Annotated in this window: 16 protein-coding genes; 8 read left to right on the top strand and 8 right to left on the bottom strand. The window is 60.6% G+C overall.

Annotated features, from left to right (window positions below; translation table 11 throughout):
- Positions 1-3: 3 nt before the first annotated feature.
- Both ACSOSP_RS16720 and aspT read right to left on the bottom strand, forming a co-directional pair.
- Positions 4-1,785, bottom strand: coding sequence for an aspartate-alanine antiporter family protein (locus tag ACSOSP_RS16720; RefSeq protein ID WP_455308423.1), 1,782 nt, complete (start codon positions 1,783-1,785; stop codon positions 4-6).
- Positions 1,786-1,899: 114 nt separating this feature from the next.
- Positions 1,900-3,582, bottom strand: coding sequence for an aspartate-alanine antiporter (gene aspT / locus ACSOSP_RS16715; RefSeq protein ID WP_455308421.1), 1,683 nt, complete (start codon positions 3,580-3,582; stop codon positions 1,900-1,902).
- 583 nt (positions 3,583-4,165) lie between these two features.
- Between aspT and ACSOSP_RS16710 the strand changes: the two genes are divergently transcribed.
- The 6 genes from ACSOSP_RS16710 to pdeM all read left to right on the top strand — a co-directional run bounded on the left by ACSOSP_RS16710 (position 4,166) and on the right by pdeM (position 12,480).
- Positions 4,166-5,146, top strand: coding sequence for a LysR family transcriptional regulator (locus ACSOSP_RS16710; protein WP_455308419.1), 981 nt, complete (start codon positions 4,166-4,168; stop codon positions 5,144-5,146).
- A gap of 38 nt (positions 5,147-5,184) precedes the next feature.
- Entirely contained in the window at positions 5,185-6,177 is a 993-nt protein-coding gene (locus ACSOSP_RS16705; protein ID WP_455310998.1) for a 2-hydroxyacid dehydrogenase, read from the top strand.
- A 258-nt stretch (positions 6,178-6,435) separates the two neighbouring features.
- On the top strand, positions 6,436-7,527 hold the full coding sequence (locus ACSOSP_RS16700) for a ligase-associated DNA damage response exonuclease (protein WP_455308417.1): 1,092 nt from the start codon (positions 6,436-6,438) through the stop codon (positions 7,525-7,527).
- Positions 7,524-9,194 carry an ATP-dependent DNA ligase gene (locus ACSOSP_RS16695; protein WP_455308415.1) on the top strand — a complete coding sequence of 557 codons (1,671 nt, stop codon included), beginning with the start codon at positions 7,524-7,526 and terminating at the stop codon, positions 9,192-9,194. The genes ACSOSP_RS16700 and ACSOSP_RS16695 overlap by 4 nt, the downstream gene beginning before the upstream one ends.
- Entirely contained in the window at positions 9,191-11,818 is a 2,628-nt protein-coding gene (locus ACSOSP_RS16690) for a ligase-associated DNA damage response DEXH box helicase (RefSeq protein ID WP_455308413.1), read from the top strand. Before ACSOSP_RS16695 ends, ACSOSP_RS16690 begins: the two co-directional genes overlap by 4 nt.
- Complete coding sequence (gene pdeM / locus ACSOSP_RS16685; protein WP_455308411.1) at positions 11,815-12,480, top strand: ligase-associated DNA damage response endonuclease PdeM; 666 nt, start codon at positions 11,815-11,817, stop codon at positions 12,478-12,480. Before ACSOSP_RS16690 ends, pdeM begins: the two co-directional genes overlap by 4 nt.
- Here the strand turns inward: pdeM and ACSOSP_RS16680 are convergent.
- A complete protein-coding gene (locus ACSOSP_RS16680; protein ID WP_455308409.1) occupies positions 12,474-12,926 on the bottom strand; it encodes a hypothetical protein in 453 nt (150 codons plus the stop codon). The two genes, pdeM and ACSOSP_RS16680, sit on opposite strands and share 7 nt — an antisense overlap.
- 252 nt (positions 12,927-13,178) lie before the next feature.
- Here ACSOSP_RS16680 and ACSOSP_RS16675 point away from each other — a divergent pair, with 252 nt between their 5' ends.
- Positions 13,179-14,345: an MFS transporter gene (locus ACSOSP_RS16675; RefSeq protein ID WP_455308408.1), complete on the top strand. Its 1,167-nt coding sequence runs from the start codon at positions 13,179-13,181 to the stop codon at positions 14,343-14,345.
- A gap of 1,122 nt (positions 14,346-15,467) precedes the next feature.
- Here ACSOSP_RS16675 and fahA read toward each other — a convergent pair.
- From fahA to ACSOSP_RS16650, 5 genes are read right to left on the bottom strand one after another with little or no spacing between them, the layout of a single operon-like run.
- Positions 15,468-16,784: a fumarylacetoacetase gene (gene fahA, locus ACSOSP_RS16670; RefSeq protein WP_455308406.1), complete on the bottom strand. Its 1,317-nt coding sequence runs from the start codon at positions 16,782-16,784 to the stop codon at positions 15,468-15,470.
- Positions 16,781-18,133 (bottom strand): homogentisate 1,2-dioxygenase, encoded by a 1,353-nt coding sequence (gene hmgA, locus ACSOSP_RS16665; RefSeq protein WP_455308405.1) that lies wholly within the window; start codon positions 18,131-18,133, stop codon positions 16,781-16,783. Before hmgA ends, fahA begins: the two co-directional genes overlap by 4 nt.
- A gap of 22 nt (positions 18,134-18,155) precedes the next feature.
- Positions 18,156-18,377, bottom strand: coding sequence for a DUF2783 domain-containing protein (locus tag ACSOSP_RS16660; protein WP_455308403.1), 222 nt, complete (start codon positions 18,375-18,377; stop codon positions 18,156-18,158).
- 11 nt (positions 18,378-18,388) lie between these two features.
- Entirely contained in the window at positions 18,389-20,056 is a 1,668-nt protein-coding gene (locus tag ACSOSP_RS16655; protein ID WP_455308401.1) for an FAD-dependent oxidoreductase, read from the bottom strand.
- Between the two features lie 18 nt (positions 20,057-20,074).
- Positions 20,075-21,031: an MBL fold metallo-hydrolase gene (locus tag ACSOSP_RS16650; protein ID WP_455308399.1), complete on the bottom strand. Its 957-nt coding sequence runs from the start codon at positions 21,029-21,031 to the stop codon at positions 20,075-20,077.
- Between the two features lie 187 nt (positions 21,032-21,218).
- On the opposite strand from ACSOSP_RS16650, the gene ACSOSP_RS16645 reads away from it, so the two are divergent.
- Positions 21,219-22,046, top strand: a complete 828-nt coding sequence (locus ACSOSP_RS16645; RefSeq protein ID WP_455308397.1) for an EAL domain-containing protein — start codon at positions 21,219-21,221, stop codon at positions 22,044-22,046.
- Positions 22,047-22,428: the final 382 nt, after the last annotated feature.

Genomic DNA, 22,428 nt, shown 5'->3' with positions numbered 1-22,428 from the left:
TCTTCAGACCAATCCCACCACCAGGGGTCCCAGCAATGTCAGCAAGACATTCGCCAACGCATAGGTAATCGCGAACGGCACCGTTGGCACCGCGCTTTCCGCCTTATCAAGCACGCCGCCGAACGCAGGATTCGCACTGCGCGATCCGGTCAGGGCGCCTGCAAGAAGCGCGGCGTTTGTGTATCGCAGCACGTATCTGCCGAACAGCATCGTGAGAACGAGCGGCACTATCGTGACGATCGCACCCAGCAAAAAGATCGTGAGGCCGCTGTTCTTCACTGTCACCACGGCCGCCAGCCCGGAGTTCAGACCAACCGCCGCCACGAACGCCGCGAGCCCGAAATCCTTCATCAGTTGCGATGCCGCCGATGGCATCACCCCATACATCGGATGCTTGCCCCGCATCCAGCCGAATACCAGCCCAGCAAGCAAACAGCCTCCGCCGGAGCCCAGGGTCAATGGCACACCGCCTACAGTCACCACGATCAACCCGATCAGCAAACCAAGCACGATCCCTACGCCCATGTAGATGAAATCGGTCTTGTTGGTAACCGGCAATTCATAACCCGCTGCATCCACGGCGCGCTTCGTATCCTGCGGCGAGCCGTAGAACGTAATGACATCGCCATGTTCGAGCTGGGTCTCGGGAAGGATCGGCAACGGCTGGTCCGCCCGGCGAATTTCCTGCACGAAGACGCCGTGCCGCAAGTCACGATCCACGGTCGTGCGCACCGCCGCAATGGTCATGTGATTCATGCCCTTGCGCGTGAACACGCCCTGCCGGTTCTGCATCACGACGCTGATGCCGTCGGTGTCCGCGACCTCTTCACCAATGTTCGACGCCGCCGTCACCATGACCTCACGCCGGCCGACGACCAGCACGATATCGTCGACCTGCAGCATCACGTCCGGCCGCGGCTCCACCGCTTTGCCGGCCCGGCGGATTCGTTCGATGGTGATCATGTCGGACTCGGCCATCTCGATCTCGGCGACTGTCCGGCCCGCAGCACCGCCCGCGCCCGATTCACCCAATCCGCCTGGAGCGGCCTTGATCGACAGCGCCCCGGCATCCGCGCCGCCCGCGCGCGCCGCCGCACCGCTGCCGCCGGTTACGCGATAAGCCCGCCCGACCAGCTCCGGCAGCGCCGCTGTCTGACCGGCCCCATGCGCGACCGCGCCGCCCAGCAAATTTTTCTCCGCTTCCGCTGCGGCCTCCTTCAGACCTTGCCCCATGAACTTCGGCAAGATATTCACGCACACGATGATCGCGCCCAGCGATCCGAATACGTACGTCACGGCATAAGCGACTGCCACGTCGCCCTGGAGCGCCTTGGTTTCAGCCACCGGCAGCCCGAGCCGCGCGATGGCGTCACCCGCTGTTCCGATGATGGCTGACTGCGTCAACGCTCCCCCGGCCAAGCCGGCCGCAATGCCCTTGTTCAAGCCGAACAGCTTCGCGCACACCAGCACCGTCACCAGGGCGGACACCGCGAGGAACACCGCCATCGCGATCTCACGCAGGGTCTTGCGCGACAGCGAGTTGAAAAACTGCGGTCCTGAGTCATAGCCGACTGCATAGATGAAGATCGCGAACATGACGGACTTCACGCCGTTATCGATCTGCACACCGAACTGACTGATGACGACCGCCGCCAGCAACGACCCGCCCACGCCACCGAGCTGGAACTTGCCGAAGTTGATCTGGCCGATGAAGTACCCCACCGCCAGAGACAGGAAAAGCGCGATCTCCGGTGATTTCGTGAAAACCTGATGTATCCATTCCATAGTGCCCTCTCTAGTTTGGTATGCCCTGCGCGACTACTGATGAATCTGCTACTGATACCACTACTGAGGCTTTTCACGACGCGCCCGTTAAGTTTTTCTACAACAGAAACCTGCTCATCCCACCTTCCCTGCGAGTCCGACGATCACCGGCCCCATCAACGGCAGGAGAACGTTCGATAACGCGTAGGTGATCGTGTAGCCGATCACCGGCGTCGCATTGCCCGTCACACCGACCAGCGCGCTGATTGCCGGTGTGCTGCATTGCTGGCCGGCGATCGCACCCAGCAGCATCGGCACTTCGAGTTTCAACAGCCAGCGTCCGACCGCAAGCGACACCAACGCCGGCCCGAGCGTGATGACCACGCCCGCCAGCGGCAGCGCAACGCCGTACTCGCGGATCAGGCGGATCGCATCGGCGCCTGCCCCCAGCCCGACCGCGGCGATAAACGTGCACAGTCCGAAATCCTTGAGCACCTGCGCCGCAGCGGAAGGCAGCGAACCGATCACCGGATAGCGCGAGCGAATCCAGCCGAACAGCAGCCCGGACAGCAAACAGCCGCCGCCGGTACCGAGCGCGATCTGCACGCCGCCAACGCGTGCGCTCAAGTGCCCCACGACAATCCCCGCAATGACACCGATGCCGAGAAACACGAAATCAGTCTTCAACGTCGCGCGGACCACGTAGCCGAGCTTCGCAGCGCCCCGCCGCACGTCATCGGCCCCGCCGATCAAGGTCAGCACATCGCCGCGATGCAGCTCCGTTCCCGGCAACGCGGGGATCGTGCTGTCCAGCCGCGTGACGGCCGAGATATAGACACCGCGGCCATCGGCGGGCGCCGCGCGGGCACGCACCTGCGCGACCGTCAGGCCATGCACTTCGCGCCGCGTGAGCATCACGTCGAGCGCGGTGGCATAGACGTCGGCGACATCGCGGCCGGTGACTTCCTCGCCAATGGACGGCAGCGCCTCCACGAGCGCCGTGCGACGCCCGCCGATCACGATCCGGTCGCCCTTCTTCAACACGAGATTCGGCTGCGCCTTCACGAGCGAGCGGCCGCGCACCACGCGCGCCACGGTGAGCTCGTTGCCATGGCGCTTTTCGAGGGCATCGATGCTCAAATCCGCCGCGCCCGAGACACTGACCTCGCGCGCGACGAGTGACGGCGCCGCCAGTCGCTGGCCCTCGGCCAGCGCGCTGTCGCCACCCAGCGCGCGCCACAGGCGCTCGGCGTCGTCGCGCAGATTCACGCGCAACATGAGCGGCGCGATCTGGCTGGTGAACAACACGATAGTGACGAGCCCGAACAGGTAACTCACGCTGTAGGCAGTGACAATGTTGGCCTGCAGCCGGGCAACCTCGGCAGCAGGCAGCGCGAGCTTGCCGATTGCCTCGGACGCCGTGCCGACCACGGCCGATTCCGTCGCGGCGCCGGCGAGCAAACCGGCCGCAGTGCCGCGATCGAGCTTGAAGAGGGCGACGGCTCCGAGTACAAGCCCAAGTACGACTACCAGCTCGACAACTGAAAGGAGCCCATATCGCCAGCCGCGCCCGATATTCGCGAAGAATTGCGGTCCACCGGTGAAACCCAGTGCGAAGATAAACAGCGCAAATGCAATATTCTTTAGATCCGGTGACAGGCGCGCACCGCTTTGTCCGAGAACCAGCGCCACAATCAAGGTGCCGCATACCCCGCCGAGCTGGATGGGTCCCAACTTGAAAGAGCCGATGAAAAAGCCGAGTGCCAGACTCGCGAACAATGCAATTTCAGGTTGACTCGCCAGCAGATTCCAGATCATGAAATTATCGCCTATATTGATTATTTAAATGCAACTATCAAGCGGCCTTGAATGACGGAAATTAAGGATTCGATTAATTATGATCGTGATTCCGGAATCGTTGAACAATGTACCTCGTAAATCGCAGTTTGCCAGCCGTCAAGTTGGGACGGTATGAATTTAACGCCCATCTTCATTTTTGGCACATACGGGTATCGTTTCCACTCAATAATCACCTGTAATCGTGACGCCTGGCAGAGCTTATCGCGGTTCGGTGAGAGTCGAACCGCCAGATTGCATGCAATAGACAAGTCGTATATCGATCGCATCAAGAGTCGAATTGCGTAACACAACTCTTGAAACAAAAATCTGCATAAATCAGACGATCTATTCCAAAATCCGAGGAAGTGTAATTTTTCATTGCAATGAATTAGCAAATGTGAAAGTCTTGCGGTTAATGCGGAATGCAGACAAGAAATGGCCCAGAGATTGCAATTCCGCATGGGTGTCAATACGGGTTCTTGGCGCCGATCTAAAAACGTCGTATGCGCGATGCCGCGTAATACGGCCCCACACTGTTTTGCACACTGAGAGGTAAGAGACGATGAATCAAATTCATGCCATGCGTGTGTTCGTACGAGTGTCGGAAACCGAAAGCTTTCGGCGAGCCGCACAACAACTCGACGTATCAAACGCGCTTGTTACTCGAGCAATTGCAATGCTGGAAGCGCATTTGCGCACACGGTTAATCAATCGCACTACTCGTAACCTCTCACTGACAGAAGCTGGCACCCGTTATCTCGAAGGCTGCCGCGCATTGCTCGAAGAACTCGATCATCTCGAGTCAATGGTGGCGCATACCGAAGGCGACCCCAGCGGCACATTGCGCGTGGTGGCTTCCGGATCGCTTTCACTCATGGCGCTGACGCCGCTGATCGACGGCTTCCGACAGGTTTATCCAAAGGTGAATGTGCGCCTCACCTTATCCGAGCGTCATGTGGATCTGGTGGAGGACGGATTCGATGTCGGGATTGTCACGGCATTCATGGTGACGAGTACGGCGCTGGTAGAACGCCCGGTCGCCACCAACACGCTGATTCCCGTCGCCACGCCCGCTTATCTGGAAGAACACGGCTCGCCCAGCACGCCGGCCGATTTGCTGCATCATGCGTTCGTGGCCTTGCCCAGCGAAATGCGCAGCGCCACCTGGCACTTCCGCCATCGCAACAACGGCAGCGCCGACCAGGTCACGCTCGCCCCCGTCTATACTGTCAACAGCGCATTGATGGTACGGCTGGGAACGCTGGCGCACATGGGCATTTCGATCATTCCGGAAGGCATTGTCGCGGCGGACCTGGAGAACGGCTCGCTGGTTCGGGTATTGGGTGATTACGCTATTGATGATCCGGACGTGAAGGTGTCTATCGTTTATCCGGGGAGACAATATCTGCCGGCCAAGACGCGCGCCTTCATTGACTACACGCTTGAACATATGGGCCCGGGCGGAGAAGTCGGACTGCCGCAGCCGGAAACCGTTCTTTCCCGACTTTCGATGGTGCCCCCGGCGAGCGCAGTCGCTAGTTGATTCATTTACCTGGCTGGCAGGGAGACCCTACGGTGCCGATTCACATGATCGTCTTCAGCAGCCGGCAATATGATCGCGATGTCTTCAGTGAGGCAAACGCGGCGTTTGGTTACTCTCTGCAGTTCCAGGAATCACAACTTGACGCACAAACGGCCATTCTTGCGCACGGATGTGCAGTGGTATGCCCGTTTGTGAATGACATCCTTGACGAAGCTGTCCTGGAAACACTTTGCGAGGGCGGCACGCAGCTTGTGGCGCTGCGCTCGGCAGGTTTTAATCACGTCGATCTGGCAGCGGCAGTCCGGCTCGGAATTGGCGTGGTGCGTGTGCCGGCTTATTCCCCCCATGCGGTGGCGGAGCACGCCGTCGGGCTAATTCTGACGCTGAATCGCAAGTTGCACCGGGCTTATGCCCGGACTCGCGACGGCGATTTTTCGCTCAACGGCCTTCTGGGTTTCGATCTGCACGGCAAGACGCTTGGCATTATTGGTACGGGTGTAATCGGGCGGGTATTCGGGCGAATCATGGCCGGTTTCGGAATGACACTGCTGGCGTTTGATCCAGGAGCGCCAGCAGCCGATCTTCTGGAAGCCGGAGCGCATTATGTTCCGCTCGATACTCTCCTCGCCGAGTCGGACATTGTCAGCCTGCATTGTCCGCTTTTACCCTCCACCTATCACCTCATCGACGCCGCCGCACTCGCCCGCATGAAACACGGCGCCATGCTGATTAATACCGGCCGCGGCGGTTTGATCGATAGCCTGGCGCTCGTCGGCGCATTGAAAAGCGGGCAACTGGGCCACCTCGGACTCGACGTATACGAGGAAGAAGGCGGGCTCTTCTTTGAAGATCATTCGAATCACATGCTGCAGGACGACGTGCTCGCGCGGCTATTGTCGTTTCCCAATGTTATCGTTACCTCCCATCAGGCTTTCTTCACGCGCGAAGCTCTCAACGAGATCGCCATTACCACGCTCGGAAATGTAAAAGCCTGGTTTGACGGCTCTGCGCGCAATCAAGTTCTTCCCTGACAATCCGGTTGCACGATTCGAATGCAGATTTTATTGGCGGGCTGTTTTTTATACTTACCGTCCAATAAATCAGCTTTTCGGATAATCAAAGTATTCTTCATACGATTAAACCTACAAAACAATTGGAGTTTTATTACTTCAAGGCGGCATGCCGTTTGCTATTAGCCAATGCCACTTCGGCAGTCGCGGCTATTTCCGCCCGCCCGTGCTGGCACCGTTTTTGTCGGTCATCATCCTTTATTCGCGAGTGGGGAACGGTTGGACGCATCGCAAGATCTGATCGTCGCCAGGCCGGAAGGCCTTTATTGCCCGCCGGGGGATTTCTATATCGACCCGTGGCGCCCTGTCGATCGGGCAATCATTACTCACGCCCATGCCGATCACGCGCGTGCGGGACACGCCAGTTATCTCGCGGCTGAGGCGAGTGTCGGCGTATTGCTGTCGCGGCTGCCCGGCATCTCCCTGCAAGGTGTCCCCTATGGCGAGCGCCTGAGCATCAACGGCGTCTCGATCTCACTGCATCCGGCCGGCCACGTGCTCGGCTCCGCGCAAGTGCGCGTCGAGCACGCGGGCCGGGTCTGGGTCGCCTCGGGCGACTACAAGGTCGAGCCCGATCCCACTTGCGCACCGTTTGAACCGGTTCGCTGCGATACGTTCATCACGGAATCCACGTTCGGCTTGCCGATTTATCGATGGGAACCGCCTCGCACGGTGTTCGACGGCATCGATTCCTGGTGGCGGCATAACGCGGCCGAGGGACGCGCTTCCGTGCTGTTCTGCTATTCGTTCGGCAAGGCGCAGCGGATCCTGGCCAGCGTTGATCCGGCCATCGGGCCGATCTTTTGCCATGGCGCAGTGGAGCCGCTGAACCGCGCATATGCGCAAGCCGGCGTGAACTTGCCGCTGACGCGGCCGGTCAGCGCCATCGCCGCGAAAGACAAGACCGCGTTCAAGGGCGCGCTGATCATCGCGCCGCCGTCTGCGCAAGGAAGCACGTGGATGCGTCGCTTCGGCGACTATAGCGACGCGTTTGCGTCGGGCTGGATGCGCCTGCGCGGCACGCGGCGACGACGCGGCCTGGATCGCGGCTTCGTGCTCTCCGATCACGCCGACTGGCCGGGCTTGCAGACAGCGATTGGTGCGACGGGCGCGCAACGCGTGATCGTCACGCACGGACAAATCGAGCCGATGGTGCGCTGGCTGCGGGAACAGGGCCTGGAAGCGGGCGCGTTCACCACCGAGTACGGCGATGACACGGTAGAAGCCGACGAAGCGGAAAGCGGCCAGGCGAGCCGAACCGGGCAGCAAGCCGTCGAACCCGCTCCGCCGCCCGAGGCCGACTCGCGATGAAACGCTTCGCCGCGCTGTACACCGCTCTGGACGGCACCACGTCGACAAATGAAAAGCTCGAGGCGCTGATCGCGTATTTCTCGGCGGCCGAACCCGAGGACGCCGCCTGGGCGTCGTACTTTCTCAGCGGCGGCAAACCACGCCAGTCAGTACCCACACGTCTTCTCACCGAGTTCGCCCGCGAGCGCGCCGGCCTGCCGGAATGGCTGTTCGAAGAGTCGTACCAGGCGGTCGGCGATCTGGCCGAAACCATCGCCCATATCCTGCCGCCCGCGCAACGCACATCCGAACTCGGCCTCGCGCAATGGATCGAGGAGCGCGTGCTGACCTTGCGCGGCCTCGAGCCGGGTGAGCTTCGAACCCGTTTGCTCGGCTATTGGGACGAACTCGACTGGAGCGAACGTTTCCTGTTGACCAAGCTGATAGGCGGCGGCTTTCGCGTGGGTGTCGCGCGTCAGCTTGTCGTACGGGCGCTGGCCGAAGTTGCGGGCGTGGATCACACGCGCATTGCGCAGCGCATGGTCGGCTGGACCGATTCGCGGCAAGCGCCGGGCGCGGCGCGATATCTGCGTCTGATCGCACCGGAAAGCACGGACGATGACAACACCGCCGCGCCGCATGAGAGCGATCTCGGATTGCCCTATCCGTTTTTTCTCGCCCACCCTTTGCAAGCCGATCCGGCGACGCTCGGCACGCCGTCGGAGTGGGTGATCGAATGGAAGTGGGACGGGATTCGAGCGCAACTCGTGAAGCGCGGTGGGCGCGTGTGGTTATGGTCGCGCGGGGAAGATCTCATCACCGATCGCTTTCCCGAACTCGCGTCGCTCGGCTCCGCGCTGGCGGACGGCACCGTCATCGATGGCGAGATCCTCGCGTGGGAACCGGGTGGCGATGCACCCTTGCCGTTTGCGCGGCTGCAACCGCGGATCACGCGCAAGACCTTGTCGAAGAAAGTGCTCGCCGATTCGCCCGCCACGTTTCTTGCCTATGATTTGCTCGAAGTCAATGGACGTGATCTGCGCGTGACGCCGCTGATCGAACGCCGCGCGCAACTCGATGCCTTGGCCGCCGCGTTGGGCGAAACACTGGCGGTCGACCTGCTGCGAGTGTCGCCGATGGTCGAAGCGCCCGATTGGGAAACGCTTGCCACGTTGCGCGACGAAAGCCGCGGTCGAGGTGTTGAAGGCCTGATGCTCAAGGGTCGTGAATCGCTTTATGGCGTCGGGCGCACAAAGGCTTCCGGGACATGGTGGAAATGGAAGATCGAGCCTTACGCCATCGACGCCGTTTTGCTTTACGCGCAACGCGGCCACGGCCGGCGTGCGAGTTTGTACACCGACTTTACTTTCGCGGTGTGGGACGAAGCCGATGGCGTGCGCACCCTCGTGCCCTTCGCGAAGGCGTATTCCGGCTTGACGGACGAAGAGATGCGCAAAGTCGATGCGGTCGTGCGCAAGACGACCATCGAAAAATTTGGGCCGGTGCGCAGCGTCACACCGACGCTCGTGTTCGAGATCGGCTTCGAAGGAATCCAGGCGAGTCCGCGCCATAAATCCGGCATTGCGGTGCGGTTTCCACGCATGTTGCGATGGCGTACGGACAAGCAGATTGACGACGCCGACACGCTCGGCATGCTCAAGGGTTTCCTGGAAGGAGCGGCGCCATGAGCACGCCGGCCGAGGACGATGCAGAAAATCAGGATACCCAACCAAGCAGCGATACGAAGCGCCGCGCACCGCGTGCGCGCAGGGTGCCCAAAACACGCGCAGCGCAAGCGAAGGCCGATGCCGTTGCCGAACTGTTTCGGCCCGTGCCGATCGTCATCGATCAGGACGTGGTAAACATCCCGTTCGAAGCACGTCTCGCTGCGTGGTTCGAGCGGCACGGCTGGCAGCCGTTCCCGTTTCAACGCGAGGTATGGAAGGAGATATTGGGCGGCGCGAGCGGCCTGCTTCATGCAACCACGGGCGCCGGCAAGACGTGGGCCGTGTGGCTGGGGGCACTTGCGGCTTACCTTCCCGAGCATCCGGCACGTACGCTGCCGGCGCCGCTGACCGTGCTGTGGATCACGCCCATGCGCGCACTCGCCGCCGATACCGCCCGCGCATTGCAAACCGCGGTGACTGAATTGGCGGCGCCGTGGAGCATCGGTTTGCGTACCGGCGATACCCCGTCCGCCGAACGCGCGCGGCAAAACAAGCGCATGCCGACGGCGCTGGTCACCACGCCTGAAAGTCTCACGCTGATGCTCACGCGCGCAAACGCCGAGGAGGAGATGAAGCACGTGCGGCTGGTCGTCATCGATGAATGGCATGAACTGCTTGGGAACAAGCGCGGCACGCAAACCCAGCTCGCCCTCGCTCGCCTTGCTCACTGGCGGCCTGAGCTCCAGGTATGGGGGTTATCGGCGACGCTTGGCAACCTTGAGCTCGCCCGCGACGCATTGCTTGCACCGGTGAAAACGCCGCGTATCGTGGTGCGGGGCGCACAGCCGAAAACGCTGATCGTCGATACGCTGATTCCACAGACCATCGAACGTTTTCCGTGGGGTGGCCATCTCGGCACGCGTCAGGTCCAACCCGTTGCCGCTGAGATCGAGCATGCGCGCAGTTCGCTCGTTTTCACCAACACGCGTTCGCAGGCCGAAGTCTGGTATCAGGCGCTGCTCGAATCGCGCCCCGATTGGGCGGGCGTGATCGCGCTGCATCATGGGTCACTCGACCAGGAAGTCCGCGAGTGGGTCGAACTTGGCCTTAAAAACGGTCAGTTGAAAGCGGTGGTGTGCACGTCGAGTCTTGATCTTGGCGTCGACTTCCTGCCGGTCGATCGCGTGTTCCAGATCGGTTCGCCCAAAGGCGTCGCGCGATTGATGCAACGCGCCGGACGCTCCGGACATGCGCCGGGGCGGACATCGCGGGTGACGATCGTACCCACGCACGCGCTCGAACTGGTGGAAGCCGCCGCTGCGCGCTGGGCCGTCGAGGAACGGCGCATAGAAGGCCGCGAGATGCCCGCGAAGCCGCTCGATGTGCTTGTCCAGCATCTGGTGAGCATTGCCATAGGCGGCGGCTTCAAGGCACGTGAACTCTTCGACGAAGTGCGCACGACCTACGCGTATCGCGACCTGACGCAGCAGGAGTTCGACTGGGCACTGGCGTTCGTCGAACGCGGCGGCACGTCGCTCGCGGCGTATCCGGATTATCACCGCGTGACGCTCGATACCGACGGGGTGTATCGCGTACCGCGTGAGGACTTGATCCGGCGTCACCGTAACAACGTCGGCACGATTGTCGCCAACGCGACCATCAGCATCGCGTATATGACGGGAGGCCGGATTGGCTCGATGGAAGAATCATTCGTCTCACGGCTGAAACCCGGCGACGTATTCACGTTCGGCGGCCGCGCGCTCGAACTCGTGCGCGTACGCGAGATGACCGCGTACGTGAAACGCGCGACGTCCTCGCGTGGCGCCATGCCTCAATGGGCGGGCAGCAAGATGCCGCTGTCGTCGGAACTCGCCGATGCCACGCTGATGATGCTCGCGCGTGCAGTGAACGGTATCTACGATGAACCCGAGATGCAGGCCGTGCGGCCGCTGCTCGAATTGCAGGCGAAGTGGTCGGCGCTGCCCGAGCCGGGCCTGTTGCTGGTCGAACTGATCCGTTCGCGTGAGGGGCATCACCTGTTCTGTTATCCATTTGCTGGACGGATGGCGCACGTCGGCCTCGGTTCGCTGATCGGCTGGCGCGTGGCGCGCGATCAACCGAGTACGTTCTCCATATCGATGAACGATTACGGCTTCGAGTTGTTGTCCGCACAACCCTTCGACTGGGAGACGCTCATACAGGAAGGACTTTTTTCGCCCGATAATCTCGAACACGACATTCTCGCGAGCCTCAATTCTTCAGAGCTTGCCGCGCGACGGTTTCGCGAGATTGCGCGGGTGTCCGGGCTGATCTTCCAGGGACATCCCGGACAACAAAAAAGTGCGCGGCAATTGCAGGCATCGAGTGGGCTTTTCTATGAAGTTTTTCGCCGGCATGACAGCGGGAATTTGCTGCTTGCACAGGCCGAGGAAGAGGTGATGTTGCAGGAACTGGAACTCGACAGGATACGAGCCGCGCTCAAGAGCATGAGCACGAGCCGGCTCGCGCTCACACGCCCGAAGAAGCCGACGCCGTTTGCGTTTCCGCTGATCATCGCGCGGTTGCGGGAGAAGGTGAGCACCGAGAAGTTATCGGATCGCGTCGCGCGCATGCTCGCCGATCTGGAAAAGGCGGCGCGCGCATGATGCTCGAAGCGTTGACGGTGGATATTGGCGGGCATGCGCTGGTGCTCTCGGCGGCGCGAGCGGCGTTCGATCTGGTGCGGCAAACCTTGTTTATCGCCGATGCGCATATCGGCAAGGACGCCGTGTTTCGCGCGCGGGGCATTCCCGTGCCGGAAGGCTCGACTGCGGAAACGCTCGCGCGCCTGGACGTCCTGATTGCGATGCATCGGCCGGCGACGATCGTGTTTCTCGGCGACCTGTTGCATGCCCGCGAGTCACATGCACTGACTACGCTCGGCGCGTTGGCCGAGTGGCGCGAGCGACATGCCGGTTTGCGGCTGGTTCTCGTCGAAGGCAATCATGATCGCCATGCGGGCGGGCCACCCGACGCGCTCGCGCTCGAGGTGGTTGAAGAGCCGTACCGGTTCGGGCCCTGGGCGTTGTGTCATTACCCTCAGCGGGTGGCCGGTGCGTATGCGCTGGCAGGGCATGAACATCCGGTTTACCGCGTCGCCACGCGGCGCGATAGCGCGAGATTGCCGTGTTTTCGTTTCGGTGCGGACTCTGGCGTGCTGCCGGCGTTCGGTGCGTTTACCGGCGGCTTCGAGGTGAACGACAGCGCGCGCGGCGAACGGATCTTCGTGGTTGCGGGGGAACGCGTGATGGCGGTGCGGTCTCAGTGATAAGTCATCTTCGATGACGTCAGTTTCGTCAGCGTCCCGCGCTGGAACCTGTACCAGCCGTCGGTGCTTTTCAGCACTACCTCGTCGCGCTGCCAGAACACGCCGGTTAGCTTCAGGCGCTTTGTCATGCGCTCAACCGTGGGCGGCCGCTTGGTGAAATCGTAGAGAACGAGTTCGGGTGCGCCGGTATCGAATGCCTCGACGATCATCCGCGCGCCGGACGGTTCCTCGAAATGCGCAATGCGACGGGCGTTCAATTGATCGAACGGCTTGCCATCGATTTGCGCTTCGAAGGTGGCACCTTGTTGGATGAAGACCACGCTGCCGCCCGTGGTGTGAATCGGTCCCGCACTCTCGTCGGCTTCCTGAGCAAACACCCCCGGCGCGAGCGCGAATGCCAGCAACGCGGCAACCATCGACGGAAAAAATTGCCGGAACGCAATCATTGAAGATCCTTGGTCGAGAAGCAGAAACTCGCAACCTAGTCCGCACGATGGCAAAAAGCAACACAGATCGCCTCTCGACAGGCTGGAGACAGGCCGAAAATCCAACTCGTTGAATCAACTGCACAAATCTCAGGGTTTTCACCAAGCAAACCCAACAACGTTCGGTACAATTTGATCCCTTCAGCTCGCCCTCGCTTGCGTTCCTCACCCCGATAACGCGCGACCGGCCAGCACTCAGTCACCGCTTACCCCATGCCTCTGCCCCTCCTCGCCCTCGCCATTGCCGCGTTCGGTATCGGCACGACCGAATTCGTCATCATGGGCTTGCTGCCCAACGTCGCGCGGGACCTCGGGGTGTCTATCCCCGCAGCCGGCATGCTTGTGTCGGGTTATGCGCTGGGCGTGACCATCGGCGCGCCCATTCTGGCTATCGTCACCGCGAAAATGCCGCGCAAGAGAGCGCTGATGAGCCTGATGGGCGTATTCATCGTCGGCAACCTGCTGTGCGCCGTCGCGCCGGGTTACTGGATGCTGATGGTGGCGCGCATCCTGACCGCGTTCTGTCATGGCGCGTTCTTCGGTATCGGCTCGGTGGTCGCGGCGGACCTGGTCGCGCCCAACCGCCGCGCGCAAGCCATTGCACTGATGTTCACCGGCCTCACGCTCGCGAACGTGCTTGGCGTGCCGCTTGGCACCGCGCTCGGTCAGGTCGCCGGCTGGCGCGCAACGTTCTGGGTGGTGACGTTGATTGGGCTGGGCGCGGCGGGTGCGCTCGCCGTGTGCTTGCCGAAGCACATCGAGATGAGGGAATCGAGCATCCTGCGCGAATTCAACGTGCTCAAGAATCCGCAGGTGTTGATGGTGCTGGGCATCAGCGTGCTGGCATCGGCGAGTCTCTTTTCCGTGTTCACCTATATCACGCCGATCCTCGAGGACGTGACCGGTTTTTCACCGCACGCGGTCACGTTGGTGCTGCTGTTGTTCGGGCTTGGATTGACCGTGGGGAGCACGCTTGGCGGCAAGCTCGCGGACTGGAAGCTATTGCGTTCGCTGCTGACGTTTCTCGTATCGATCATCGTGGTCCAGGCCATTTTCGCCGCCACGATGCACGCAGCCATTCCCGCGATGATCACCATTTTTGTCTGGGGCGTGCTTGCTTTTGCGATTGTTCCGCCATTGCAGATGTTGATCGTGAATCGCGCGAGTGATGCGCCAAATCTCGCGTCTACGTTGAATCAGGGTGCGTTCAATCTCGGCAACGCGATAGGTGCGTGGCTCGGCGGGATGGCGATTGGCGCGGGTGCAGCGCTCAGCATGCTGCCGTGGGTTGGCGTGGTGATGGCCTGCGGCGCGTTTGGGTTGACGTTGTTGTCAGCGTCGCTGGATCGGCGGGCGCGGCGCGCAAGTATCGGAGTTTAGGTTCGTTCGCACCGGCGGACGGGTTTTGGTGGTTGGGCGGTTTTGGGGTTGGTGGGCGGGGCGGAGCCTTCGGTGTTAGCGGTCGGGGTTGATGCCGGGGTGCTAGGTTCCTGCGTTAGCGGTCGGGGTCAATGCCGGGTTGGTGCTTTCAGTGTTAGTGGTCTGCGAGAGTCGGATATTCTCTTTATCATTATTAGCCACTGTGCGTGGCGGCACGTCATTTCTTGGTCCTTAGCGACAAAGAAACGAAGCAAAGAAAACGCTTTTAACCACGCTACCTAAGTGTCCACAGCGTGCAGTTTCTATTCATAGGTGCCCCAAAAGCACGGTGCTCGCCAGAGCGGATGATGTGTGAAACCCTCCTTCTCGCGAATCTTGACACGAACACGCTTCGCCCCCAACGCTCTCGGGCAAGCTCCATTGCCAAGGAACCCGCACGGCCTCACGCGTCTTTACGGCCTCGTTTTTTGCTGGATTAACTGAGCTCGGCGCGGCTATCTTCGTGGGCCACACAGCCTCACGGATATTTGCAGCTTCGTTTTTGGTGGATTGATTGCGTGGGCTAGACGGTTATTTCGTCGGTCCGGGCCTCACGTCTATTTGCTGCTGCGTTTCTTCGTGGGTTAGCTGCTTGATCTGCGCGCTTATTCTTGTGGGTAGGACCTCATGGACCTGCGCTGCCTCATTTCGAGGTGGGTTGGAGACGTGGTTCGGCATGCGTACAAATTCGGTGGTTGGTTCACGCGGATAGCGCGGGGTGTTCCTTGGGCAGGTTCAGTCACTGGTGGCGAAGCGTGTGGGTATCGGTGTTCGGAGAAAGAGGGGTTCACACATCCTCCGCTCTGGCGAGCACCGTGCTTTTGGGGCACCCATGAATGAAAACTGCACGCTGTGGACACTTAGGGTAGCGTGGTTAAAAGCGTTTTCTTTGCTTCGTTTCTTTGTCGCTAAGGACCAAGAAATGACGTGCCGCCACACACAGTGGCTAATAGTGATAAAGAGAAAATCCGACTCTCGCAGACCACTAAGGCCGAAAGCACCAACCCGGCACCGACCCCGACCACTAACGCAGAAATCTGGCACCCCACCGACCAACCCCAGAACCCACCACCCCGAACCGCCCTACCCCGGCCCTCCACCCGCAGGCAAAATCCCCCCCCGGCATTCGCCGAACCCCACCCGATACCCCTCCCCCTGACACCATCCGGTAAGCGTCAATTCATCGCCGTCTTCAATAAACCTGCGCTCGCCGCCCTCTTCCAGCGTAATCGGGCGCTGCCCGTTCCAAGTCATCTCAAGCAGGCTTCCGCATGAATCCGGCGTCGGGCCGCTGATCGTGCCGGAACCCATCAGATCGCCCACACGCGTGTTGCATCCCGCCACGGTGTGATGCGCAAGTTGCTGCGCCATCGACCAATACATCAGCTTGAAATTAGTTCGCGTGAGCTTCGTCGCCGACTCAGCCAGCGCCGGCCGCAAATGCACTTCGAGTTCGATATCGAATGCGTGATTGCCAGCGTGGCGCAAATACGGCAGCGGTTCAGGTTCTTGCTTCGGCGTGGCAGTACGGAACGGTTCGAGCGCATCGAGCGTAACAATCCAAGGCGAGATCGTGGTCGCAAAACCCTTCGCGTTGAACGGCCCGAGCGGCACGTATTCCCATTGCTGGATATCGCGAGCGCTCCAGTCGTTAAGCAAAACCATGCCGAAGATATGCGACTCCGCATCTTCACAGTCGATAGGCTCTCCCAACGCATTCCCCGCGCCGATGACAAACCCCGTCTCCAGTTCAATATCCAGCTTCCGGCATGCGCTGAACACCGGCCGCTCGGCATCGGGCAACTTGATCTGGCCACTCGGACGCCGCACCGGCGTACCACTCACGATCACCGATGAAGCACGCCCGTTGTACCCAATGGGCATCTCCGACCAGTTCGGCAGTAGCGCGTTCTTAGGATCGCGGAACATGGAACCCACATTGGTCGCGTGTTCCTTCGATGAATAAAAATCCGTGTAGCCGGGGATATCGATAGGCAGATGGAGCGTCGCACTTGCTCTGGGTATGAGCGCGCGCGGACGCAACGCCGTGTTGCTCTTCAGCGTGTCGCAATCGGCTGCGAGCAGTGCGCTCACCTGGACACGAACGTGTCGCCACGCATCGCGTCCCAATGCAATAAACGCATTCAGCGTCGGCTGCGCGAACACCGGTTCGCATTCGATCAACCCCGCTCGATGCACGATGGCAAGGTCGAGAATCCAGTCTCCGATCGCCACGCCCGCGCGCGGCACTGGATTGACTTCATCGGTGAAAATGCCGAACGGCAGGTTCTGGATCGGGAAGTCGCTTAACGGATCGTTCGCGGATTCGATCCAGCTTTTAAGCGCTGGATCGCGCGTCGCTTCAAGCGCTTCGTGAGTCGGGCCGGCTGAAAAGCTCATCGTTGCTCCGGGTTGAAATGTTTGGTCAGTCCCTGCCAGCACTCGTAGTAATGCGCCTGCAATTGCGCGGTTTCCAGAGCGAAACGGGTCGGCTTGATCAGCGTGCGCGTCTCGAACATGAACGCCATCGTGTCACCTACTTTGACGGGCGTCGATGTATCCGCGTTCGATGCCTTCTCGAACGTCGCTGCGTCCGGCCCATGTCCGGACATGCAGTTATGCAGGCTCGAACCGCCAGGCATGAACCCGTCGGCTTTCGCGTCGTAGACGCCATGCACAAGGCCCATGAATTCACTCGCGACGTTCCGATGAAACCAGGGCGGCCGGAACGTATCTTCGTTCGCGAGCCAGCGCGGCGGGAAAATCACGAAGTCAATGGCGTCCACTCCCGGCGTATCCGTCTGCGATTGCAGGACGAGGAAGATCGACGGATCAGGGTGATCGAAGCTGATCGAACCGATGGTGTTGAAGAGCCGCAAGTCGTATTTGTACGGCGCGTAATTGCCGTGCCACGCGACCACGTCGAGCGGCGAGTGGCCAATATCCGCGCGCCACAACACGCCGTTCATCTTCGCGACAAGTTCGAACGCACCCTCGCGGTCTTCATAAGCCGCGTGCGGCGTAAGGAAATCGCGCGGGTTCGCAAGGCCATTCGAACCGATAGGCCCAAGATCCGGCAGCCTCAACAAAGCGCCGAAGTTCTCGCAGATATAGCCGCGTGCGGTGTTGTCCGGCAGTGTGACTGAAAAGCGCACACCGCGTGGAATGACCGCTATTTCGAAGGGTTCAACATCGAGCCGGCCAAGTTCAGTCGCAATCGATAACCGACCTTCCTGCGGCACGATCAGCAGTTCGCCATCGGCGCTGTAGAAGAAACGATCCTGCATCGAGCGGTTCGCGGCGTAGACATGGATCGCGCAGCCTTGCATGGATTCGGCCGCGCCGTTGCCGGCCATCGTCACCCAGCCATCGATGAAATCCGTGGGCGCGTCGGGCATCGGCAACGGATCCCAGCGCAGTTGATTCGGCGGCGTGGGTGGCACCTCGGCGAAGTTCGCAACGAGCTTCGCGCGCAGGTCATTGCCTTCGATCTGCGTGAACGGCTGATGCACCGCCGCCGGCCGTATCCGATACAACCACGAGCGCCGGTTGTGCCCGCGCGGCGCGGTAAACGCAGAGCCCGAAAGCTGCTCGGCATACAGGCCGTAGTCCACACGCTGTGGTGAATTGCGGCCGAGCGGCAGCGCGCCGGGCAACGCCTCGGTGGCGAAGTCGGCGGCGAAGCCCGATTGATAGTGGCGGCTAGTTTCGGTGTGACTCGTGAATGCGCCAGGCGATTCTGGTTTCATGGGCTTGTCCTTTTCTACAATTTCATATGCCGGCAGTCGAAGTGACAGTCGAAGCCGCGACGCCGCTTCGCGCCATCGACATCGCTTCGCGCAGCACATCCATATCGCCAATCTGGTTCGACAACAGCAGGATCAATTTCGCGTTCACCAGTTGGCTTTCGTCGTTGCCGAGGTCGCGATGCATATCGATCAGCGCTTCGTAGAAGGCATCGGGATCGGCTAGGCGCAAGGTGGTGTCGAGCATGGCGGTCCTCATCATGCGGGCTGGGTTTGGTTCAGAGCGCAAGTCGCGCGAGCGAGAGCTTCGCGAACGGCGTGAGGATCGAGGCGACGGGCGCGCATTGCAATGTGTTGATCCGGGCGCAGCAAATAGAAGGTGCCGCAATGTGCATTGAAACGTTGAGCCAGAAGGCCTTTTACGTCTTCCAGCACCTCGATGCCTTCGCGAGATTCAACGTCGGAGCCAGCCGGCGCGATCAAAATAAGTTTCATTTGCGGGTGTATATCTTTCAACGCGACCAGCGCTTCCGCAGACTCACCAAACAGCACACCCGCGAATGACGATCCCACGCGCTGCAAGAACCATCCATCACGACCGGCAAAAAACACAGGCGCATCCGCCGCCACCGCACCTGGCACAAGCGCGCAATGGAAGACATCGCGATCCGGCGTGTTTAACGGCGAGTCATGCAGCACCGATGCCGTCGATAACCGCCCGCTGTTCACTATCCGCCGTGCAAACTCGCAGTCCTTTGCAAGCCGCAAAGTGGCGTCGCGGAACACACGCGATACATCGCTCTTGGGCGTGATGAAATCGGTCGAACGTGTGGAGTGGCGAATGTTTTCATCGGCGGCGGCTTCGCGTTCGCTGGCGTAGGTATCGAGCAACGCATCGGGCGCATCGCCGTCAATCACCAACTTTAATTTCCAGCCAAGATTGTCCGCGTCCTGCACGCCGCTGTTCGCGCCGCGCGCGCCAAACGGAGATACGCCATGCGCCGAATCGCCCGCAAACAGCACGCGGCCGTGACGAAACTTGTCCATGCGCTGGCATCGGAACGTATAGACGCTCACCCATTCCAGTTCAAATTCGACGTCGGGTCCGAGCAACGCGCGCACGCGCGGAATCACACGCTCCGGCGCTTTCTCCGCGATAGGGTCAGCATCCCATCCCAACTGGAAATCGATGCGCCACACGTTGTCCGGCTGCCGATGCAGCAGCACCGACTGATTTGGATGAAACGGTGGATCGAACCAGAACCAGCGCTCAGTCGGGAAGTCGGCTTTCATCCGCACATCGGCGATCAGGAAGCGATCCTTGAACGTGCGGCCGTGCGCATCGAGATGCATGAGAGCACGCACCGGGCTACGAGCGCCATCGGCGGCGACTACGTAACTGGCGCGCAAGGTGTACGGACCGTCGGGCGTGTCGATCTGCAGCGAAACGCATTCTTCTGACTGCGTAATACCCGTGACCTTGTTATGCCAGCGCGCATCGAGCAAAGGTAACTCGCGTGCCCGCTCAGCCAGATACCCTTCGACGTAATACTGCTGCAGATTGATAAACGCGGGCCGCGCATGGTCCGCTTCGGGCAACAAGTCGAACGCGTAGAGCAGCTCGTTTTGCAGGAACACCTTGCCGACATTCCAGCTCACGCCCTTCGCGACCATCGGTTCGCCGCAGCCTAATCGATCAAATATCTCGAGCGTACGTTTCGCAAAACAAATGGCGCGCGATCCCGACGACAACGTGTGGTCATCGTCGAGCAGCACGATCGGCGTGCCCTGTTGCGCGAGGTCGATAGCGGTCGCTAGACCCACCGGCCCCGCGCCGATCACGACGACCGGATGCAGCGGCGCGGGGGCGTCCTGATCGGGCGCGCGGCGATACTCGAACGTCAGCGCCTGAAAGTCGATAGCCATGGTCATTGTCGTCACCAATCAGCTTTCGAGCGTTTCCCACATTTCCTTGTCGCGCTGCGCCGTCCAGATGCGCGGATCGCGATACTGCGTGGCTTCATCGAAGGCGCGCGTGACGTCGAACGGCATGCAGTGATCGAAGATGACCCAGTCGCCGAACTTCGGCTTGAGCGCGGCATACGTGAGCTTGTAGATCTCGTTCAGGTCCTTGCCCGCTGCGGCGCCCAGCTTCACCTGATTGAACAGTTCGCTCACGAAAGCCCGCGTCCCCGCGATACCGTCCGCCACTTGTTGCGGCGTCTTCAGCGCCGCGCCGCGGCCCGGTACGAGCTTCTCCGGATTGAACGCCGCGAGCGCGTCGAGCGTTGCCGGCCAGTCCTGGTAATAGGCATCGCCGCAATAAGGCGTGGCGCCGTATTCGACCAGATCGCCCGACAGCATCACCTTGTCTTGCGGCAGCCACAGCACCGTATCGCCTTTGGTGTGGCCGCGGCCGAGTTGCATGATATTCACTTCGAGCTTGCCCAGCCAGAGCGTCATCTCACCCTCGAACGTGAGCGTCGGCCACGTCAGCCCCGGCACCGATTCCACCGCATTGAACAGGCGCGGAAAACGCTCGATCTCGCTCTTCATGTCCTGCTCGCCGCGCTCGACGATCAGGTCGTACGTGTCCTGGCTCGCGATGATCTGTTGCGCGCCATACGCCGACGCACCGAGCACCCGCACCGCGTGATAGTGCGTGAGCAGGACGTATTTGATGGGTTTGTCGGTGACTTCACGGATCCGGCGAATCACGTCCTGCGCCATGACGGGCGTGGCTTGCGTGTCGGCGACGAGCACCGCGTCATCGCCAATCACGATGCCCGTATTCGGATCGCCCTCCGCCGTATACGCATACGCGTGTTCGGAGAGTTGCTCGAATGTCACCTTCTTTTCCGCCAGGTCCGCCTGCGACGCAAATTTCTTCTCGCTAGCCATGAGTGTCTCCCGATAGTTTGTGGCTTCAATTACGCATAGTAAAACGAATTACGTTAAGTGAAATTAATGTTAACCCTAGTCAGGTGTGACGCGTTGGTATCGGCTCATATGAATATGTGGATTTTGTGCAAGGCGTCACGCGCGGCACTGCTACCATCAACGCTACACCTCTCACACATCCGCTTTCATGATTGCCCCAACCGTCCCGCAACTTGTTTCCCGCGCCTCGGACTACCCGTTTCCCGGCGCGCGCATTGTCATGGGCGAAGGGGCGAGCGCGGGCACGGCCGTCGCGATCTACGAAGGCTTTTGTCTGGCGAGCGCCTATGAACCTATCTTCGATGTCACCACGCGAGGGTTGCCGCAATCGCTGACGGCATCGGTGGAAAGCGCTGAGCGATTCGGCGATGAACTTGGATTCCAGGCGCTGACGCTCACCGGCGATGGCACGTCGTTCGATCCGTTCGGGCAACTCGACGACGACCCGAAGCTGGTCGAACTCGACCGCCTCTCACGCGCATTGCACGCGTTCAATTTTTTTGGCGCGCAGCGGCCGGGGTTGTTGTTCTTAAGAGTTCACGAGCGTCTGCTGAAGAGCGTGAAATACGATCACGGCAAGCACTTTTCGTCCGTGCTGATCGAGTTTGGGTTGAACCCGGCGCGGATCGTGATTGAGTTGCCGTCGGCGGCGGTCGCGCATCGGACTTTCCTCGGATATCTCGTGAAGAGTTATCAAAAGTATGGGTTCAAGGTCGCCGGCAACTTGCCCAATGCCGGGCAGATCATGTCCGTGTCGGATATGGCCCGGCTGGATTTCATCAAGATGGATGCGGGTATGGCGTTACGGGATTCCGTGGTGAAGCCGTTGGTGGGGTATGCACACCGGCTGAAGATTCCGCTCATTTTTGATCACGTCGGCGACGAAGCGCAGTTCGAAGCGCTTCAGCAATTCGATGTGAGTTTCGTGCAGGGGCCAGCGTTCGAGGCGCATGCGATCGTGCCGGGGGGACGGTAGGGCCCGTTGGTACGCGAACGAAAAACCATCCGGCGGTGAACGTGCCATCAACAGGCATGACGATGCCTGGAATCATCGCAACATTCTGCGTCTTCATCCGAGCGCCCTCCTTCATCGCCAAACCCTGCGGCTCGACGAGCATTGTGCAATGCAATAGCCATCAGTCGCAGCGACACTCCCACACGACAGCCCCGTAAAACCACGCAAAAACACAAACGGAAATGCTGCGCAGTGCCTTGACTTTCATCGAATCGAATACGATCATTCGCTCACAGAACGAGCAAATGATCGACGCAACACGGATTTGGCCCTATGCCCACTTCGCGTTCGACGACAACGAGACACAGCACAGCGCCCGGCACCGCAGAAGGCGCATCCAGAT

This window comes from Caballeronia sp. KNU42, from assembly GCF_053760385.1.
This window is presented reverse-complemented; position numbering and strand designations above follow the sequence as displayed.

What these genes read in the sequence shown, in the direction of transcription:
- ACSOSP_RS16720 (WP_455308423.1), bottom strand. Translation starts at nt 1,785, where the DNA reads ATGGAATGGATACATCAGGTTTTCACGAAATCACCGGAGATCGCGCTT.
- aspT (WP_455308421.1), bottom strand. Translation starts at nt 3,582, where the DNA reads ATGATCTGGAATCTGCTGGCGAGTCAACCTGAAATTGCATTGTTCGCG.
- ACSOSP_RS16710 (WP_455308419.1), top strand. Translation starts at nt 4,166, where the DNA reads ATGAATCAAATTCATGCCATGCGTGTGTTCGTACGAGTGTCGGAAACC.
- ACSOSP_RS16695 (WP_455308415.1), top strand. Translation starts at nt 7,524, where the DNA reads ATGAAACGCTTCGCCGCGCTGTACACCGCTCTGGACGGCACCACGTCG.
- ACSOSP_RS16690 (WP_455308413.1), top strand. Translation starts at nt 9,191, where the DNA reads ATGAGCACGCCGGCCGAGGACGATGCAGAAAATCAGGATACCCAACCA.
- pdeM (WP_455308411.1), top strand. Translation starts at nt 11,815, where the DNA reads ATGATGCTCGAAGCGTTGACGGTGGATATTGGCGGGCATGCGCTGGTG.
- ACSOSP_RS16680 (WP_455308409.1), bottom strand. Translation starts at nt 12,926, where the DNA reads ATGATTGCGTTCCGGCAATTTTTTCCGTCGATGGTTGCCGCGTTGCTG.
- ACSOSP_RS16675 (WP_455308408.1), top strand. Translation starts at nt 13,179, where the DNA reads ATGCCTCTGCCCCTCCTCGCCCTCGCCATTGCCGCGTTCGGTATCGGC.
- fahA (WP_455308406.1), bottom strand. Translation starts at nt 16,784, where the DNA reads ATGAGCTTTTCAGCCGGCCCGACTCACGAAGCGCTTGAAGCGACGCGC.
- hmgA (WP_455308405.1), bottom strand. Translation starts at nt 18,133, where the DNA reads ATGAAACCAGAATCGCCTGGCGCATTCACGAGTCACACCGAAACTAGC.
- ACSOSP_RS16660 (WP_455308403.1), bottom strand. Translation starts at nt 18,377, where the DNA reads ATGCTCGACACCACCTTGCGCCTAGCCGATCCCGATGCCTTCTACGAA.
- ACSOSP_RS16655 (WP_455308401.1), bottom strand. Translation starts at nt 20,056, where the DNA reads ATGGCTATCGACTTTCAGGCGCTGACGTTCGAGTATCGCCGCGCGCCC.
- ACSOSP_RS16650 (WP_455308399.1), bottom strand. Translation starts at nt 21,031, where the DNA reads ATGGCTAGCGAGAAGAAATTTGCGTCGCAGGCGGACCTGGCGGAAAAG.
- ACSOSP_RS16645 (WP_455308397.1), top strand. Translation starts at nt 21,219, where the DNA reads ATGATTGCCCCAACCGTCCCGCAACTTGTTTCCCGCGCCTCGGACTAC.